General features: G+C 32.9%; 12 protein-coding genes, 7 tRNA genes and 3 rRNA genes. All 22 read left to right on the top strand.

Annotation, left to right across the window (positions count from 1 at the left end; translation table 11 throughout):
• The first annotated feature begins 47 nt into the window (after nucleotides 1-47).
• Nucleotides 48-1,367 (top strand): trigger factor, encoded by a 1,320-nt coding sequence (tig, locus tag CORN_RS07855; RefSeq protein ID WP_066006433.1) that lies wholly within the window; start codon nucleotides 48-50, stop codon nucleotides 1,365-1,367.
• Nucleotides 1,367-1,957: an ATP-dependent Clp endopeptidase proteolytic subunit ClpP gene (clpP, locus tag CORN_RS07850; RefSeq protein ID WP_066006434.1), complete on the top strand. Its 591-nt coding sequence runs from the start codon at nucleotides 1,367-1,369 to the stop codon at nucleotides 1,955-1,957. Before tig ends, clpP begins: the two co-directional genes overlap by 1 nt.
• Nucleotides 1,958-1,971: 14 nt before the next feature.
• A complete protein-coding gene (locus tag CORN_RS07845) occupies nucleotides 1,972-3,012 on the top strand; it encodes a GGDEF domain-containing protein (protein ID WP_066006435.1) in 1,041 nt (346 codons plus the stop codon).
• Nucleotides 3,009-3,533 (top strand): peptide deformylase, encoded by a 525-nt coding sequence (gene def / locus CORN_RS07840; protein WP_066006437.1) that lies wholly within the window; start codon nucleotides 3,009-3,011, stop codon nucleotides 3,531-3,533. The genes CORN_RS07845 and def overlap by 4 nt, the downstream gene beginning before the upstream one ends.
• Nucleotides 3,530-5,038 (top strand): YifB family Mg chelatase-like AAA ATPase, encoded by a 1,509-nt coding sequence (locus tag CORN_RS07835; RefSeq protein ID WP_066006439.1) that lies wholly within the window; start codon nucleotides 3,530-3,532, stop codon nucleotides 5,036-5,038. Before def ends, CORN_RS07835 begins: the two co-directional genes overlap by 4 nt.
• Before the next feature lie 8 nt (nucleotides 5,039-5,046).
• Complete coding sequence (locus CORN_RS07830) at nucleotides 5,047-5,736, top strand: NYN domain-containing protein (protein ID WP_066006441.1); 690 nt, start codon at nucleotides 5,047-5,049, stop codon at nucleotides 5,734-5,736.
• 5 nt (nucleotides 5,737-5,741) lie between these two features.
• Nucleotides 5,742-7,082, top strand: a complete 1,341-nt coding sequence (locus CORN_RS07825; protein WP_066006443.1) for a DNA recombination protein RmuC — start codon at nucleotides 5,742-5,744, stop codon at nucleotides 7,080-7,082.
• A complete protein-coding gene (locus CORN_RS07820) occupies nucleotides 7,066-8,412 on the top strand; it encodes an NAD(P)H-hydrate dehydratase (RefSeq protein ID WP_066006455.1) in 1,347 nt (448 codons plus the stop codon). The genes CORN_RS07825 and CORN_RS07820 overlap by 17 nt, the downstream gene beginning before the upstream one ends.
• Nucleotides 8,403-8,975 (top strand): phosphoribosylglycinamide formyltransferase, encoded by a 573-nt coding sequence (purN, locus tag CORN_RS07815; protein WP_066006444.1) that lies wholly within the window; start codon nucleotides 8,403-8,405, stop codon nucleotides 8,973-8,975. The genes CORN_RS07820 and purN overlap by 10 nt, the downstream gene beginning before the upstream one ends.
• Before the next feature lie 42 nt (nucleotides 8,976-9,017).
• Complete coding sequence (locus tag CORN_RS07810; protein ID WP_066006446.1) at nucleotides 9,018-9,740, top strand: TerC family protein; 723 nt, start codon at nucleotides 9,018-9,020, stop codon at nucleotides 9,738-9,740.
• Nucleotides 9,741-9,825: 85 nt separating this feature from the next.
• A tRNA-Pro gene (locus tag CORN_RS07805) sits at nucleotides 9,826-9,903 on the top strand.
• 12 nt (nucleotides 9,904-9,915) lie between these two features.
• A tRNA-His gene (locus CORN_RS07800) sits at nucleotides 9,916-9,992 on the top strand.
• A 3-nt stretch (nucleotides 9,993-9,995) separates the two neighbouring features.
• Nucleotides 9,996-10,072, top strand: a tRNA-Arg gene (locus CORN_RS07795).
• A 23-nt stretch (nucleotides 10,073-10,095) separates the two neighbouring features.
• Nucleotides 10,096-10,172: transfer RNA gene (locus CORN_RS07790), tRNA-Arg, on the top strand.
• A gap of 5 nt (nucleotides 10,173-10,177) precedes the next feature.
• A tRNA-Leu gene (locus tag CORN_RS07785) sits at nucleotides 10,178-10,262 on the top strand.
• Nucleotides 10,263-10,375: 113 nt separating this feature from the next.
• The gene (locus CORN_RS07780; RefSeq protein WP_172664001.1) at nucleotides 10,376-11,236 is read left to right on the top strand and encodes a hypothetical protein; all 861 of its coding nucleotides are present in this window, start codon (nucleotides 10,376-10,378) and stop codon (nucleotides 11,234-11,236) included.
• A 451-nt stretch (nucleotides 11,237-11,687) separates the two neighbouring features.
• A 16S ribosomal RNA gene (locus CORN_RS07775) occupies nucleotides 11,688-13,200 on the top strand.
• Between the two features lie 95 nt (nucleotides 13,201-13,295).
• Nucleotides 13,296-13,371 (top strand) — tRNA-Ala (locus tag CORN_RS07770).
• A gap of 8 nt (nucleotides 13,372-13,379) precedes the next feature.
• Nucleotides 13,380-13,456, top strand: a tRNA-Ile gene (locus tag CORN_RS07765).
• Between the two features lie 448 nt (nucleotides 13,457-13,904).
• A 23S ribosomal RNA gene (locus CORN_RS07760) occupies nucleotides 13,905-16,812 on the top strand.
• 170 nt (nucleotides 16,813-16,982) lie between these two features.
• Nucleotides 16,983-17,099, top strand: a 5S ribosomal RNA gene (gene rrf / locus CORN_RS07755).
• Together the 16S, 23S and 5S rRNA genes with 2 tRNA genes alongside form the textbook arrangement of a ribosomal RNA operon.
• A gap of 135 nt (nucleotides 17,100-17,234) precedes the next feature.
• Nucleotides 17,235-18,632 carry a PDDEXK-like family protein gene (locus CORN_RS07750; protein ID WP_066008323.1) on the top strand — a complete coding sequence of 466 codons (1,398 nt, stop codon included), beginning with the start codon at nucleotides 17,235-17,237 and terminating at the stop codon, nucleotides 18,630-18,632.
• Nucleotides 18,633-18,685: the final 53 nt, after the last annotated feature.

Here is an 18,685-nt window from a genome sequence, read left to right as displayed (position 1 = left end):
AAATTTTGGTATATTATTAAAAAATTTATTTAAAAAGGGAAAATATTATGGAAGTTACAGCAAAATTAATTGATTTTGCAAATGCAAATGCTACTGTGAAAATTGCTCAAGGAGCTATTAAAGCAGAAGTTGAAAAATTAGCTAAAAAAGCGTCTAAAACTATGAAAATGGATGGTTTTAGAACAGGAAAAGTTCCTGTTGCTGCTATACTTAAAAGATACGAAAAAGAGCTTACAAGAGATGCGGAGCAAGATCTTTTAAGAAATGCTGTAGATGGTGCTTTAAAAGAAGTTAAAAAAGAAGCTAAAGATTTAGTGGGTGAGCCGTATTTTGAAAAATTTGATAGAAAAGATGGTAATATTGAAGCTCAAATGGTGTTATCTTTTAAACCAGAAGTAAAATTAGATGGATATGAAGAACTAATTCCAACTTATAATACACCAAAAGTAACTCAAAAAGAAATTGATACAAAAAAAGAAGAATTGTTAAAAAGATTTGCAACTCCTGAAGCAATTAAAGAGGCAAGAGCTTTAAAAGAAGGTGATTTTGCTAAATTTGATTTTGAAGGCTTTGTTGATGGTAAAGCTTTTGATGGTGGAAAAGCTCAAAATTATGTTTTAGAAATTGGTTCAAAGCAGTTTATACCTGGATTTGAAGAAGGTATGGTTGGCTTAAAAGCAGGTGAAGAAAAAGATATTAATGTGACTTTTCCAAAAGAGTATGGTGCAGTGCATTTAGCAGGAAAAGATGCAGTTTTTAAAGTAAAAATTCATGAAATTCAAGAACTTAAAATGCCTGAATTAAATGAAGAACTTTTAAAAAGCTTACTTCCTGAAGAAAAAGAACCAAGTGTTGAAAAATTAGATGCAAAATTAAAAGAGCAACTAAAAAATGAAAAAATCTTTAAACTTATCAATGATGAACTTAAAAATCAATTTGCAGAAGCTTTGGTAGCTAAGTTTGACTTTGTTTTACCAAAAAATATAGTAGAGCAAGAAACAGATATGCAATTTAGAAGCTCTTTGAGAAATTTAAATGAAGAAGAATTAAAAGAATTTAAAGATGAGGCTAAATACAAAGAAAAAAGAGAAAGCTTTAAAGAAGATGCGCAAAAAAGCGTAAAATTAACTTTCATTATAGACGAGCTAGCAAAACTTAGAAATGTTACAGTAAGCGATCAGGAATTAATCCAAGCGATTTATTTTGAAGCTTATAGATATGGCTTTAACCCGCAAGAACATTTAGATAATTATAAAAAGCAAGGCGCATTGCCTGCCATTAAAATGTCTTTAATCGAAGAAAAACTTTTTGCTGATATTTTCAAAAAAAATGACAAAAAGAAAACTGAAAAAGAAAGTGAAAAATAATGAGTTCATACATACCTTATGTGGTTGAAAAAACAAGCAGAGGCGAAAGAAGTTATGATATTTATTCAAGACTTTTAAAAGATAGAATTATCATGCTAAGTGGCGAGATTAATGATGATCTTGCTGCTTCTATTGTAGCTCAACTTTTGTTTTTAGAAGCTGAAGATCCTCAAAAAGATATTTATCTTTATATTAATTCACCAGGTGGAGTTGTAACAAGCGGATTTAGTATTTATGATACAATGAATTATATTAAAGCTGATGTAAGTACTATTTGTATTGGTCAAGCTGCTTCTATGGGCGCATTTTTGCTTAGTTGTGGCACTCCAGGAAAAAGATTTGCTTTGCCAAATTCAAGAATTATGATCCACCAACCACTAGGTGGTGCAAGAGGTCAAGCAACCGATATAGAAATTCAAGCAAAAGAAATTCTAAGATTAAAAGTAATTTTAAATGATATTTTAGCTAAAAATACTAAGCAAAAACTTTCTAAAATAGAAAAAGATACAGATAGAGATTTTTTTATGAGTGCTACAGAAGCTAAAGAATATGGCTTAATCGATAAGGTTTTGGAAAAAAGTTTTAAATAAGGAAAAACATAGCAATGTTAGATGATGATTTATTTGCTGATTTAAATTTAAGTAGTGATCCAACTCCAGCCAAAGAAGCCCCAAAAATTCAAAAAATTAGTGGAGGTGAATTTGAAAAATTTGCAAAGTCTATTTTGACTGAGCTAGTAAAAGATAATATTCCTCCAACACCAACTAATTATGGGGTTTATTTTCAAAAAATGCTTGAAGAGCGTCCGGCAGTTTTTAAGAAAAAAGTTAGTGAGATTATGGAATTTGAGCACAATGATGATGGCGTTAAGCGTGCAAATATAGAGCAAGAAATCAAGAAAAGCTTTAACTCTACTTCAGCATTATTACAATACATTGCTATGATTTATAGACACCTTGAAACGGTTAAGGATATGCTAAGAAGACGCAACTCAGAGCTTGCAATTAGCACAGGTAATTTGGCAGTTTCTAATGTAATCCATGCTCTTGAAGCAGATCTTTCAAGATTTTCAAGTATTTTAGATAAATATTCAGATGAGATTAAAGAGAATTTTGATGAAGTTAGGCAGACTTATAAGCATATAGAAGAACAAAGTGATTTTGATTCCAAATTTGGAGTTTATAATAAAAAATACTTTTTAGAAAATTTAGAAAAAAGCATCGAGAGTAATGCAAAATATAATTATCATACTTCCTTAATATTTTTTAGAGTAAAAGAAGAAATTCTAGAGCAAACTTATACTCAAAAAGAAAAAAATGCTTTCTTGAAAGGTGTGTGTAGAATTTTTAGTAAAAATGTTTCTTCAAGTGATATAGTAGCACATTGTGGAAATAATATTTTTGCTATGATGATTTCTCATACAAATTTAGAAAAAGTACAAGAAATATGTAATAAAATTTTAGAATCTTTAGAAAATTCAAATTTTTTCTTAGCAGATAAAGAAATAGAAGTAGATGTTGAAGTTGCTATAAGCGCTGTTAATCAAAATAGTAAAAGTGAAGAATTAATAGAAAAGTGTATTGAAGCTCTAAAAAATTCAGGTAAAAATTTAGAACCTTTTGTAATAGTGGAAAAAGAAAAATGATAAGAAAAATAATTACCTATCCTAACCCAAGATTATTTTTAGAATCAAAAAAAGTAGAAAATTTTGATAAAAACTTACACATGCTTTTAGATGATATGTATGAAACAATGATGGCTAATAAGGGCGTAGGTTTAGCTGCTATTCAAGTTGATGTGCCAATTAGAGCTTTGCTTGTAGATATTGGTGATGAAGAAGGTGAACAAAAAGAAGACAAGCAGACTCTTTTAGAAATTATCAATCCCATCATAATGCCTTTGGATGATGATAAAATTTCTTGTAATGAGGGTTGTTTAAGTATACCAGGTTTTTATGAAGATGTAATGCGTTATAAAAATATACAACTTGATTATCAAGATAGATTTGGTAACCCGCAAAGTTTGCAAGCACATGATTTTTTAGCAGTGGCTATTCAACATGAAGTTGATCATCTTAATGGACATTTATTTATAGAAAAACTTTCTTTTTTAAAGCGCCAAAAGTTTGATAAAGACTTTAAGAAAAAATCTAAAAAAAACAAATGAAAAAACTAAAATGTGCAAGTTTTTCTACAGAACTTGATATTATCGATGTAGAATCAACTTTCACAAGAGGTTTGCCGGGTTTTAGTATAGTAGGTCTTGCAAATTCTACTATTAAAGAAAGCACTGAAAGAGTTAAGGCAACTTTACTAAGTCAAAATTTTAGCTTTCCAGCACAAAAAATCACTATCAATTTAAGCCCTTCAGATATTCCTAAAAATGGCTCTCATTTTGATTTAGCTATTGCGATTTTGATTTTATTTCAAAAAGAAAATTTAGATGATTTTTTTGTTTTTGGAGAACTTGGATTAGATGGAAGTATTAAAAGTACTGCTAGCTTGTTTTCCATTTTGCTTTTTTTAAGTGCAAAAATACAAAATGCCAAAGTAGTGGTACCAAAAGCTATAGCACAAAAAGCTTCAATGATACCTAATTTAACAATTTATTCTTTAGAAAATTTGACTGAAGCTATGGATTTTTTTAAAGAAAAAAATTATGAGAATTATCATATAAATAACGCACACCCTTTATTTGAAAATGCTATAGAACTTAATAGTCAAAAATATATTAAAAATATTATTTACCCTTATGATTTTAAAGAGGTTAAGGGTCAAGAAAATGCTAAATTTGCTTGTATAATAGCAGCTTTAGGTATGCATAATATTTTGTTTGAAGGTAGTCCAGGTAGCGGTAAAAGTATGTGTGCTAAAAGACTTCCTTTTATCATGCCACCACAAAGTTTAAAAGAAATTTTAGCCCAAAATGCTTATAAGTCATTAAATTCTTTAGATGATGATTTTAGTGCTAGCAGGGTTTTTAGAAGTCCTCACCATACAAGTACAAGAGCAAGTATTTTTGGCGGAGGTGCTAAAAGTGCTAAAATAGGTGAGCTTGCCTTGGCAAATGGTGGTGTTTTATTTTTTGATGAATTTCCTCATTTTTCAAAGCAAATTATAGAAAGTTTGAGAGAGCCATTAGAGGATTTTAAAATTCTTATTTCAAGGGTTAATACCAAAGTAATTTATGAAACCAAATTTTTATTTGCCTGTGCGCAAAATCCTTGTCCTTGTGGTAATTTGTTTTCTAAAAGTCTTGCTTGTCGGTGTCAAGAAATGGAAATTAAAAAATACAAAAATAAAATTTCATCTCCTATTTTAGATAGAATTGATCTTTATGTGGCTATGGATGAGATTTCACATGAAGATAAAACAAGCTTGACTTCTAAGCAAATGAGTGAAATGGTTTTTAAAGGATTTTTATTTCAAAAACAAAGAAAACAAGAAGAATTTAATGCTAAATTAAACGATGAGCAGATGAAGCAATATTGTATTTTAGATTCTACTGCTAATGAAATTCTACAAAAGGCTATAAGCTCATATAATCTTTCCCAAAGAGGTATCAATAAAACCATAAAAGTAGCAAGAACCATTGCAGATTTAGAGCAAAGTGAGCTGATTTTAAAAACTCATATTTTAAAAGCACTAAGTTTTAGAATGAGAACTACATAGGAGAGAAAATGGAAAATAAAAGCGTAGCAATATTTATTGATGCAGAAAATATTCCTTCAAAATATGCAAAATCTATTTTTGATATTGCTTCTGATTACGGAGAAATCGTTGTAAAGCGTATTTATGGAGATTGGACGCAAAAAAACATCCAAAATTGGAAAGAACAAATTGCTCAATATTCTATCATTGCTATGCAACAATTTAACTTCATAGCTAATAAAAACTCAAGTGATATGTACTTAATCACTGAGATTATGACTTTTTTTTATGAAAAAGATATTGATATTTTTGTCATTGTTTCAAGCGATAGTGATTATACTAGTTTAATTCAAAGACTTAAAGAAGGTAAAAAACAAGTTATAGGTATGGGTTTAAAACAAGCTGTAAAATCTTATGTAAATTCATTTAGTGAATTTTTTTACTTAGATCAAGATGAGTCTAAAGAAGAGGTGTTGAGCACTAAAGAATATATCAAAGATTTGATTAATATCACAGAAGCTTTGATAGAAGAAAAAGGTCGTGCTGAATATGCTCAAATTCGTACTAATATGAATAGAAAACACGCAAATTTTATCCCGCAAAATTTTGGTTTTAAAAATTTTAGAGCTTTGGTAAAAAAGTTTTTACCACAAATGAAACAATTTAAAGAAGGCAATGAAAAAAATATTTATTTTCTTATTGAAAAAACAAAGGCCTAATAAAAATGGAAAATATTTTAATAGCTTTTTTGGCTGTTATAATTTTAGCTTTTGTATGGATGGTATTTAAAATCCAAAAAGAAAAAGCAAGATTAGAATTTTTAAGCCAAAGTAACGTGACTTTGCAAAATCAACTTTCTAATTTAGAGCTTGAAAAAACTACACTCATAGAAAAAAATTCCAAACTCTTAGATGAAAAAATATTATATTTATCTAAAAATGAAGCTTTAGAGGCAAAATTAATGCAAAAAGAGCAAACTCAACAAGAGCTTTTAAATATACATTTAAAAGAGCGTGCAAGTTTAAAAGAAGAATACGCTCAGACTTTGATGAAATTGGAAGAAAAATATAAGCAAAGCTTGTTAGAGTTAAAACAAGAGCTAGAGCAAAATTTACAAAAACAAAATGCTAGTATTTTAAATCAAAACAAACTTATGCTCAATGAAGATACAAAAAAAATCCTAGAAGAAATTTTTATACCTGTAAAAAAAAGTGTTAAAGAATATAGTGAAAAGCTTAGTCAAAATGAAATAAGTATAAAAACACAAATTGATCATATGTTTAAATTTAGTCAAAATATGGGAGATAATGCAGATAAGCTAGCCAAAATTTTAAAAGGAGATAAAAAAATTCGTGGTAATTTTGCAGAATTGCAGCTAAAGTCAGTTTTAGAAAATAGTGGTTTGATAGAAGGGGTGCAGTATAAATTGCAAGAGAGATTTCAAGATGAGGGTAAAACCTATATTCCTGATGCTGTAGTATTTCTAGATAAACACAAAAGTATAGTTATAGATGCAAAATTTTCACTACCAAATGATTTTAATTTCGAAGATGTTGATAAAAATACTTGTCTTGATTTAGCTTATAATTTAAAATCAAGAATTGATGAGTTAGCTAAAAAACCTTATATACAGTATGATAAACATACGTATGAGTTTGTTTTACTTTTTATACCTTATCAAAATATTTTAGATTTGATTTTAAATGTAAATCTTGAAATTTATCAATATGCTTATAAAAAAAAGGTTTATTTAACTACTCCAAATACTCTTTTTATGGCATTAAACACTATAAATATTTCATGGAACAATATCCAAAGTAATGAGAATATTTTAAAAGCCTTTGATGAGCTTGGTAAATTTCATGATAAATTTGCAGGAGTTTTAGATGATTTTGAAAAAATCAAAGAAAACATCAAAAGATTAAACTTAAATGTAGATAATATGCAAACAAAGCTTACTCATGGAAGCGGAAATATCACTTCAAGAGTGATCAAACTTAAAGAACTAGGTGCAAAGACTCAAAAAATTATAAAACACGAGATGAATGATGAAAGTAATATTTAAAGATAATATTTCTTATGAAAAACAACTAATTGAAAAAGGTCTAGATGAATTTTTGATGATGGAAAATGCAGGCATAGAGCTTGCAAATTTTATCAAGAAAAAAAGTAAAAAAATAAAAAATGCCAAAATTTTATTTTTACTTGGTACCGGAGGGAATGGAGCTGATGGACTTGTAGCTATTAGACATTTAAAAAAAGCTTTTGCTTATGTTATATCATATAAAAAAAGTGCAATGTTCATCAAGCAAGAGCAAATTTTAAAAAATATAGGTTTTAAATTTTTAAAAAAAGAACCTAAATTTAAAGACTTTGACATCATAGTTGATTGTGTTTTTGGAAGTGGTTTAAATAAAGCTTTAGATGAAAACCTACAAAGAATTTTTAAAAAAGTTTCTAAGAGTAAGGCGTTAAAAATAGCTTGCGATGTTCCTAGTGGACTTGGGCAAGAAGTAAGTTTTAAAGCTGATTATACACTTTGTATGGGGGTTATTAAAGAGATTTTATTAGAAGATTTTGCAAAAGAATTTATAGGTAAAATTAAAATTGCAAATTTGGGGTTAAAACCCTATATACAAAATACTTCGAGTTTTTTACTAGAAAAAAAAGATTTAAAACTCATTACAAAAAAAGCTAACTCAAATAAAGGTGATTTTGGTCATGTTTATGTTTTTGCAAACAAAAGCGCAGGAACTTTAGCAGGACTTGGTGCTTTAGAATTTGGAGCAGGGCTTGTGTCTTTAGTAGCCAAAGAAAGCTTTTCGCCTTTAATTATGTTAAAAGATGATATCGAAGGTAAAGTAAGTGCAGCCGCTATAGGTATGGGGCTTGATGATTTAAGTATTTTAAAAGATGAAAGATTAAAAAATATTCCTTTAATCTTGGATGCAAATTGCTTTCGAAGTACTAATTTATTTTCTTATCTTGATAGAGAAGATGTTGTTTTAACTCCTCATCCTAAAGAATTTTCTATGCTTTTAAAACTTTGCTTTGATGAGGATATAAGCGTAGAAGAAATTCAAAGTAAACGCTTTTTTTATGTAAGAAGATTTAGTTCTAAGTTTAAATGTGTTTTAGTGTTAAAAGGGGCCAATCCCATCATCACTCAAAAAGAAAAACTTTTTGTAGTAAATTGTGGCAATGAAGCTTTGGCAAAAGGTGGAAGTGGAGATGTATTAAGTGGTATGATAGCAGCTTTGCTTGGAGCTAAATTTAATGCTTTAGAAGCTGCAAAAAATGCGGTATTAGCCCATGCTTTAGTGGCTAAAAATTATAAGAAAAATAAAATTAGCTTTGATGCTTTAAAGTTAATAAAGGGGTTGAAATGCTTGTAAAATTAGCAGTTTTGTTTAGTGGCAATGGAAGCAATTTGGAAAATATTTTAGAAAAACTACATAAAAAAACTTTTGGTAAAAATACTTTTGAAGTGGTTTTGTGTGTGTGCAACAAAAAAGAAGCTTATGGTATACAAAGAGCCTTAAAATATGGCCTTAATACAAAAATTATAGAGCATGAAAAATTTGTCTCAAGGGAAGAATTTGATGCTAAATTGGTAAAAGTCATCAAAGAAAGTCAGGCAGATTTAACTATTTTAGCAGGATTTATGCGAATTTTAAGTCCTATTTTTACTCAAAATGTAAAAGCTATTAATCTTCATCCTTCTTTACTTCCTTTATTTAAAGGGGCTCATGCTATCAAAGAAAGCTATGAAAGTGATATGAAAGTAGCAGGCATTAGTGTGCATTGGGTTAATGAAGAGCTTGATGGTGGTAAAATCATTGCTCAAAAGGCCTTTGAAAAAGCTAATTTAAGTTTTGAAGAGTTTGAGAATAAGATTCATAAATTTGAACATGAGCTTTTACCTGCAGCTATTGTTGAAATTTTTGAAAACGATTAATTTTTCATCACTATAATTACGCTTTTCATTGAAGGAATTTAAATGTTTGAATGGATTTTTAGTGTAGATGCTTGGGTGGTATTGCTTACCCTTACAGCTTTAGAGATTGTGCTAGGGATTGATAATATCATTTTCTTAGCGATTTTAGTTTCTAAGTTACCACCAGAACATAGAGATAAAGGTAGAATTTTAGGTCTTGCTTTTGCAATGATTACTAGAATTTTATTATTATTATCTTTATTTTGGGTGATGAAGCTTGTCGCGCCTTTATTTAGTATACTTGGTAATGAAATTTCAGGTAGAGATTTGGTGCTTTTGCTTGGAGGGTTATTTTTGATAGTTAAGTCTATTAAGGAAATCAAAGAAAGTATAATGCATCAAGAAGAAAGTCAAAGCAATATAAAAATTAGCAATAAACTTTGGGTTGTAGTAGCTGAAATAGCAGTGATAGATATAGTATTTTCTCTTGATAGTGTTATTACTGCTGTAGGTATTGCTCAAGATATAGAGATTATGATTATTGCTGTTATAGTAGCGGTATTAGTAATGCTTTTTGCCTCTAAACCAATTGCAGATTTTGTAGAAAAATATCCAAGTATTAAAATTTTAGCTCTGGCATTTTTAGTGATGATAGGCTTTGTTTTAGTGTGTGAAAGTTTTGATATTCATATAGATAAAGCATATATTTACACGGCTATGGCTTTTTCTTTAGTAGTTGAAATTTTAAACATCGTTTCACAAAAAAAGCAAACAGATAATTCTTAAAATATTTAGCATTTTTTATGCTAAATATTTTTTATCTTGACTTTTAATATTTTTTTATGTAAAATAGTGCTTTGTTTTTGTACATCGGGGTGTAGCGCAGTCTGGTTAGCGCACTTGGTTTGGGACCAAGGGGCCGAAGGTTCGAATCCTTTCACCCCGACCATTTTTACAAATGGTGAGTGTAGCTCAGTCGGTTAGAGCATCAGATTGTGGTCCTGAGGGTCGTGGGTTCGATTCCCATCACTCACCCCATCAGCGCTCGTAGCTCAACTGGATAGAGCAACAGACTTCGGATCTGTAGGTTATGGGTTCGATTCCTATCGGGCGCACCATAGCCCATTGTAACTTTATTTATGCGCTCATAGCTCAGCTGGATAGAGCAACGGCCTTCTAAGCCGTAGGTCAGAGGTTCGAATCCTCTTGAGCGTACCACTTTTGCGGATGTGGTGAAATTGGCAGACACGCCAGACTTAGGATCTGGTGCAGCAATGCGTGAAGGTTCAAGTCCTTTCATCCGCACCACCAATTTAGATTTTGCCATCTAAATACTTGAAAAGCAAACCAAATCATCTTTGATTTAATATAATTAAGATAATATATTAAAATATTAAGATTGGGATGATATAGTGATTAATATGTATTATCAAGTTAAAATTATCGAAAATTTTTGCAAAGATAAATTTAAAAAAGATATAGGAACAAAAGATTTTTTTCATATCTTTTTGGCTCAAAATTTAGAAATTTATACCAATATTGAAGATCAAAAGTATGTCAAAGGCACAATACTAATATACAAAATTTTTGATATATGTATTATATGTATAAAAAATGGAGTTTCAGTAAGCCAAGAGTATTGTCAATTTAAAAAAGGTGTGATAGACCATGTGGTTGTATATACCGATGAAAATATAAATGATAGTAAAATATCACAACTATTAAGAGGTAGCTCTACACTAAAAATAGATAAATCAAATTGTTATGATAATCCAGATATTAAAGTTGTGTTTTCAGAAAAAGGCTTTTTGTTTCAGGCTAAATTTAGTAACTGTGAAAGTAAATTTAACGATACAATGACTATGTTTGTACTTTCTTTGGCCTATCGTGAGAAAATGGAGTATTATTTGAATTTAACTTCAAGTATTATAGAAAAAGAAAATTATCATGATGTTATTGACATTAAAAAGGATTTTTATACCTTTAATCTGAAATATTTTTTTAGTAACCCAGTCCATTATAATTATCAACAAAAACATTCGATATGGAAAATTATATTTAAGTATTATGATATTTTAGAGCAACACCAAGAACTTAAAGTCCAGATAGAAAATCTTGTTGATATTTTACACATTGAACAAAATCAAGAAGAAAATAAAAAGGGAAAAATAAAAGAAGATAAAAGAAAAAAAATCGAGATGGTTTTTTTAATTATTGGTGGTTTTGTTACTTTAGCTTCACTAGTTAGTGCATATAAAGATGCTATGGAGTTATTTGGATAAAACAAATATTATTTTATGTTTTACTTGCTAAAAAATAGGTGTATTGTTTTAAAGTTTAAAATGCTTTGTTAGCTAAATATCTACAAAACTATATTTAATATCTTAAGGTGTATTCATCCCCCCCCCCGCTTTTTTAAATCATTTTTATAATATTAAGATTAAATATGCTATTTATATTAATTACAATTATTTCTTTTCATACTTAATAAAACTTTAAGCTTTTATTGCTATAATTTCATTTCCTTTTCAAATAAAAGGGAAATAAAAAGCTAAGATTTTTTGTCTTAATTTTTTAGTATTTGTTCTTTAAATTATTAATATTGTTAATCAAATCTTATAGTCAATCTTTGAAATCTAAATAAGTGATCGATTGAGCCAGAAAGATTTATTTTTAAATCTTAACAATCAACTTTTTCTTTGAAGAAAAAGATTAAACTTATCCAAATTATTTTTTATGGAGAGTTTGATCCTGGCTCAGAGTGAACGCTGGCGGCGTGCCTAATACATGCAAGTCGAACGATGAAGCAACTAGCTTGCTAGTTGTGGATTAGTGGCGCACGGGTGAGTAAGGTATAGTTAATCTGCCCTACACAAGAGGACAACAGTTGGAAACGACTGCTAATACTCTATACTCCTGCTTAACACAAGTTAAGTAGGGAAAGTTTTTCGGTGTAGGATGAGACTATATAGTATCAGCTAGTTGGTGAGGTAATGGCTCACCAAGGCTATGACGCTTAACTGGTCTGAGAGGATGATCAGTCACACTGGAACTGAGACACGGTCCAGACTCCTACGGGAGGCAGCAGTAGGGAATATTGCGCAATGGGGGAAACCCTGACGCAGCAACGCCGCGTGGAGGATGACACTTTTCGGAGCGTAAACTCCTTTTCTTAGGGAAGAATTCTGACGGTACCTAAGGAATAAGCACCGGCTAACTCCGTGCCAGCAGCCGCGGTAATACGGAGGGTGCAAGCGTTACTCGGAATCACTGGGCGTAAAGGGCGCGTAGGCGGATTATCAAGTCTCTTGTGAAATCCAACGGCTTAACCGTTGAACTGCTTGGGAAACTGGTAGTCTAGAGTGGGGGAGAGGCAGATGGAATTGGTGGTGTAGGGGTAAAATCCGTAGATATCACCAAGAATACCCATTGCGAAGGCGATCTGCTGGAACTTAACTGACGCTAAGGCGCGAAAGCGTGGGGAGCAAACAGGATTAGATACCCTGGTAGTCCACGCCCTAAACGATGTACACTAGTTGTTGGGGTGCTAGTCATCTCAGTAATGCAGCTAACGCATTAAGTGTACCGCCTGGGGAGTACGGTCGCAAGATTAAAACTCAAAGGAATAGACGGGGACCCGCACAAGCGGTGGAGCATGTGGTTTAATTCGAAGATACGCGAAGAACCTTACCTGGGCTTGATATCCTAAGAACCTTATAGAGATATGAGGGTGCTAGCTTGCTAGAACTTAGAGACAGGTGCTGCACGGCTGTCGTCAGCTCGTGTCGTGAGATGTTGGGTTAAGTCCCGCAACGAGCGCAACCCACGTATTTAGTTGCTAACGGTTCGGCCGAGCACTCTAAATAGACTGCCTTCGTAAGGAGGAGGAAGGTGTGGACGACGTCAAGTCATCATGGCCCTTATGCCCAGGGCGACACACGTGCTACAATGGCATATACAATGAGACGCAATACCGCGAGGTGGAGCAAATCTATAAAATATGTCCCAGTTCGGATTGTTCTCTGCAACTCGAGAGCATGAAGCCGGAATCGCTAGTAATCGTAGATCAGCCATGCTACGGTGAATACGTTCCCGGGTCTTGTACTCACCGCCCGTCACACCATGGGAGTTGATTTCACTCGAAGCCGGAATACTAAACTAGTTACCGTCCACAGTGGAATCAGCGACTGGGGTGAAGTCGTAACAAGGTAACCGTAGGAGAACCTGCGGTTGGATCACCTCCTTTCTAGAGTACAAACTGATAAGTCTCACAACTATCAGTTCATATATAGACTCAATCATCCTTGTTTAGATTTCAAAGATTGATGAAAAGCTAATTTTGGGGAATTAGCTCAGCTGGGAGAGCGCCTGCTTTGCACGCAGGAGGTCAGCGGTTCGATCCCGCTATTCTCCACCATTTATTAAGGGCCTATAGCTCAGCTGGTTAGAGTGCACCCCTGATAAGGGTGAGGTCACAAGTTCAAGTCTTGTTAGGCCCACCATAAAAAAGGTTTGTTTATCAATTCCAAATTAAAGTTTTAAAACTTAAAGTAAGTATATAAATAATAAAAATAATTAAAGTATTTTCTTTATTGATTTATTTTTAAATTATTTAAACTCTTTATATATACTTCCTTTAGGTTTTAAAGCCTAAGCTAAATAAATAATAGAATATATTTATATATTAGATTAGTTATTTAATGTTATTTGAATTATCATTGTTAAGAGTCACAAGCAAGTTTTAATAAAAACAATTTTACAGGACTTGTTAAAGGATAAAACCTAACTATCTTTTCTTTAGCTTTTAGTTAAAGACAAGTTTTAAACTCACAGCTTAGTTAGACTAATATTTTAGTTTTATTAAGTGTTTAAATGCTTTCCGTCTTAAGATAGTAAAGTCTTATCATAAAAACTTTAACAAGGAAGTGATGCGTTTTAGAATGAATTAAAAGGTAAGCTATTAAGAGCGAATGGTGGATGCCTTGGCTGGTAAAGGCGATGAAGGACGTACTAGACTGCGATAAGCTACGGGGAGCTGTCAAGAAGCTTTGATCCGTAGATTTCCGAATGGGGCAACCCAGTATATAGAAATATATACTACCATAATGGAGCGAACGTAGGGAATTGAAACATCTTAGTACCTACAGGAAAAGAAATCAATAGAGATTGCGTCAGTAGCGGCGAGCGAAAGCGCAAGAGGGCAAACCCAGTGCTTGCACTGGGGGTTGTAGGACTGCAATGTGCAATAGGTGAGGTTAGTAGAACACTCTGGAAAGTGTAGCCATAGAGGGTGATAGTCCCGTATACGAAAACCAAACCTTAGCTAGCAGTATCCTGAGTAGGGCGGGACACGAGGAATCCTGTCTGAAGCTGGGTCGACCACGATCCAACCCTAAATACTACTACCAGACCGATAGTGCACAAGTACCGTGAGGGAAAGGTGAAAAGAACTGAGGTGATCAGAGTGAAATAGAACCTGAAACCATTTGCTTACAATCATTCAGAGCACTATGTAGCAATACAGTGTGATGGACTGCCTTTTGCATAATGAGCCTGCGAGTTGTGGTGTCTGGCAAGGTTAAGCACACGCGAAGCCGTAGCGAAAGCGAGTCTGAATAGGGCGCTTAAGTCAGATGCTGCAGACCCGAAACGAAGTGATCTATCCATGAGCAAGTTGAAGCTAGTGTAAGAACTAGTGGAGGACTGAACCGATAGGCGTTGAAAAGCCCCCGGATGACTTGTGGATAGGGGTGAAAGGCCAATCAAACTTCGTGATAGCTGGTTCTCTCCGAAATATATTTAGGTATAGCGTTGTGTCGTAGTATAAGGGGGTAGAGCACTGAATGGGCTAGGGCATACACCAATGTACCAAACCCTATCAAACTCCGAATACCTTATATGTAATCACAGCAGTCAGGCGGCGAGTGATAAAATCCGTCGTCAAGAGGGAAACAACCCAGACTACCAGCTAAGGTCCCTAAATCTTACTTAAGTGGAAAACGATGTGAAGTTACTTAAACAACCAGGAGGTTGGCTTAGAAGCAGCCATCCTTTAAAGAAAGCGTAATAGCTCACTGGTCTAGTGATTTTGCGCGGAAAATATAACGGGGCTAAAGTAAGTACCGAAGCTGTAGACTTGATTTTATCAAGTGGTAGGAGAGCGTTCTATTTGCGTCGAAGGTATACCGGTAAGGAGTGCTGGAGCGAATAGAAGTGAGCATGCAGGCATGAGTAGCGATAATTAATGTGAGAATCATTAACGCCGTAAACCCAAGGTTTCCTACGCGATGCTCGTCATCGTAGGGTTAGTCGGGTCCTAAGTCGAGTCCGAAAGGGGTAGACGATGGCAAATTGGTTAATATTCCAATACCAACATTAGTGTGCGATGGAAGGACGCTTAGGGCTAAGCAAGCTAGCGGATGGAAGTGCTAGTCTAAGGTCGTAGGAGGTTATATAGGCAAATCCGTATAACAATACTCCGAGAACTGAAAGGCTCTTCAAAGTCTTCGGACAGCGAGGAGAATTGCTGATGCCGTCGAGCCAAGAAAAGTTTCTAAGTTTAGCTAATGTTGCCCGTACCGTAAACCGACACAGGTGGGTGGGATGAGTATTCTAAGGCGCGTGGAAGAACTCTCTTTAAGGAACTCTGCAAAATAGCACCGTATCTTCGGTATAAGGTGTGGTTCGCTTCGTATTAGGATTTACTCCGAAAGCGAAGAAACTTACAACAAAGAGTCCCTCCCGACTGTTTACCAAAAACACAGCACTCTGCTAACTCGTAAGAGGATGTATAGGGTGTGACGCCTGCCCGGTGCTCGAAGGTTAATTGATGGGGTTAGCATTAGCGAAGCTCTTGATCGAAGCCCGAGTAAACGGCGGCCGTAACTATAACGGTCCTAAGGTAGCGAAATTCCTTGTCGGTTAAATACCGACCTGCATGAATGGCGTAACGAGATGGGAGCTGTCTCAAAGAGGGATCCAGTGAAATTGTAGTGGAGGTGAAAATTCCTCCTACCCGCGGCAAGACGGAAAGACCCCGTGGACCTTTACTACAGCTTGACACTGCTATTTGGATAAGAATGTGCAGGATAGGTGGGAGGCTTTGAGTATATGACGCCAGTTGTATATGAGCCGTTGTTGAGATACCACTCTTTCTTATTTGGGTAGCTAACCAGCTTGAGTTATCCTCAAGTGGGACAATGTCTGGTGGGTAGTTTGACTGGGGCGGTCGCCTCCCAAATAATAACGGAGGCTTACAAAGGTTGGCTCAGAACGGTTGGAAATCGTTCGTAGAGTATAAAGGTATAAGCCAGCTTAACTGCAAGACATACAAGTCAAGCAGAGACGAAAGTCGGTCTTAGTGATCCGGTGGTTCTGTGTGGAAGGGCCATCGCTCAAAGGATAAAAGGTACCCCGGGGATAACAGGCTGATCTCCCCCAAGAGCTCACATCGACGGGGAGGTTTGGCACCTCGATGTCGGCTCATCGCATCCTGGGGCTGGAGCAGGTCCCAAGGGTATGGCTGTTCGCCATTTAAAGCGGTACGCGAGCTGGGTTCAGAACGTCGTGAGACAGTTCGGTCCCTATCTGCCGTGGGCGTAAGAAGATTGAAGAGATTTGACCCTAGTACGAGAGGACCGGGTTGAACAAACCACTGGTGTAGCTGTTGTTCTGCCAAGAGCATCGCAGCGTAGCTAAGTTTGGAACGGATAAACGCTGAAAGCATCTAAGCGTGAAGCCAACTCTAAGATGAATCTTCTCTAAGCTCTCTAGAAGACTACTAGTTTGATAGGCTGGGTGTGTAATGGATGAAAGTCCTTTAGCTGACCAGTACTAATAGAGCGTTTGGCTTATCTTATTTAAGCATCACTTCCTTGTTAAGGTTTTTACTTGAAGCTTTGGATGTGTAACAATAACCTAAGTTTGATAGAAACTTATAGGTAGAGTTTATATTAGAACTTGCTCTTAACATTGTTTTTTAAGTATTCTTAAATTTTATGTATTTTAAAAGAGTATTTAAATAACAATGTCCGTGATTATACAGATGTGGAGACGCCTTGCTCCATCCCGAACCAAGAAGCTAAGCACATCGTGGGTGATGATACTACGCCTTACTGGCAGGGGGAAAGTAGCTCATTGCGGACTTGTTAATTCTTATTATTCTTACTTTATATATAATCCTATGTTTATTTTTATTGTTAATTTTTAAAATTACTTTATTTTTTAATTGGTTGAAAAGCTGTTTGCATGTAAAATTTTATAAAATTTAGAAAGTGATATATGGAAAAATTTGTTGAAATATTGCTTGAAGAAGATGCTAAATTTGAAAAAGATGTAGATAATGGTTTGAGTGATATAAATATACTTGAGGCTTTGAACGTTGAAATAAAAGAAAATTATCATTCTAAATTTATAGCTTATTTAATTAATATAAATAAGGATCATTATCAAAAAAAATTTGCAAAGGTATTTTTAGAAAAACTTGGCAAGAGTTTAGTAAATACGAAATTTGAAAATTTAAGCATAGAAGATATAAAAAGCGTAGAAACAGAAGCCTGCATAAAAGATAATAGAAGGATAGATATTTTAATAACATTAAGTGATAAAAGATATATTATAATAGAAAATAAAATTTATGCAAAAGATCAAAAAAATCAATTGAAAGATTATATTAATTTTGTAAGAAAAAATATCAAAAATATACAAGATTGCTATAAAAACATATTGACTATATATTTGCATCAAGATGAGTGCGCTAGTCCTAGTGATTATAGCTTGGGAAATTTTACAATAAAGACAAATTTGATTAAAGATAAAAATGAAAATAATGTTAGCTATTATTTGAAGATGGATTACATATGGATTAAGGAATGGATTGATGAGTGTATAAAAATATATGAAGAAAAATCAATCAAAGATCAAAAATTTATTCTTGATATACAAAACATTATTTTTACTCTAAATCAATACAAAAGTATTTTACAATGGTATATGACAGATGAGTATACTCAAAGAGATGATGTATTAGAATTTATTTTTCAAGACAATATAAAAATGCAAAATTTAAAAAATGTGATGATTTTATATAGATATAACAAAAACAAATCAGAGCTTAAAAATTTAAATGAAGAAAAATATAAAAAAGCTAAAGATATTATTCAGCATAAATGGACCAACATCTGCGAATATATAATAGAAGAATTTTTTGATAGTTTTGAACACAAGGAAATTAAAATAGGTGATATAGCTTTTATCGGCAATAAAATAGAAGAAAATCGTGTTAATCATGGTGTGTTTATATTTTATCCTATGGATTATAAGAATGAAAGCATATATCCATGTATATATATTTATTTTAAAAAAAAATACTATGATATTATTGGTTTGGCATTTGAAATTTCAAATGATGATGAAGAAGATATAGAAAATGAAAAATATAAAGAATGTTTAAAATTATTTAAAGATGTAAAAGAAGAAAATGTTAGAAAATATCAAAATCACTATTATTGTGATAAATTAATAAACAATGAAAAATTAGAAGGAGAATACGCTTTTATTTATTGGTTGATTGAAAATCAAAATTCTAAAAAGGACTTTATTCAAATTTTAAATGATTTTTTTATTAAAAAACCTATACAGCAAGCATATAAAGGTATTAATGATATATTAAATTCTTAAAAAAATTATAAAAAGTAAATTTTAGTAAAATACAAAATATTCTTTATAAAGGT

Source organism: Campylobacter ornithocola (assembly GCF_013201605.1).
Classification (GTDB): Bacteria; Campylobacterota; Campylobacteria; order Campylobacterales; family Campylobacteraceae; genus Campylobacter_D; species Campylobacter_D ornithocola.
The sequence above is the reverse complement of the archived record's forward strand: the minus strand, read 5'-3'. Positions and strand labels throughout refer to the sequence as shown.